At 51.7% G+C, this 315-nt stretch carries 1 protein-coding gene; it reads left to right on the top strand.

From position 1 onward, the window contains the following. A partial coding sequence (locus DWZ82_RS15690) for a recombinase family protein (protein WP_243022941.1) occupies positions 1-315 on the top strand: 315 nt, incomplete at both ends.

Raw genomic sequence — 315 nt, 5'->3', positions numbered from 1 at the left:
GAAAACGGGCGGTATATGTGGGACTTCTCCGTTATCAAAGACCTTTTGATGAATCCCGTCTACACTGGGGCGATTGCTTCCCAGAAAAAGGACTACCGTTTCAAAATCGGCACGATTGGGGAAAAGAAGCCGGAGGACTGGATTGTGGTGGAGGGACAGCATGAACCGCTGATTGACCGCATGAACTTTGACATTGTGCAGAACAAGCTGAAATCCCGCCAGCGTCCGGGGCAGACCAATGAAATCAGCCTGTTTGCCGGACTGTTAAAATGCGGCGAGTGTGGGAAGTCGCTGACGGTACGCTACACAAACGCT

Origin of the sequence: Butyricicoccus sp. AF35-5AC (assembly GCF_003477715.1) — a bacterium.
In the GTDB taxonomy this organism is placed as follows: Bacteria; Bacillota; Clostridia; order Oscillospirales; family Butyricicoccaceae; genus Agathobaculum; species Agathobaculum butyriciproducens.
Note: the sequence above shows the minus strand (reverse complement) of the source record. Positions and strands in the feature narration are given on the sequence as shown.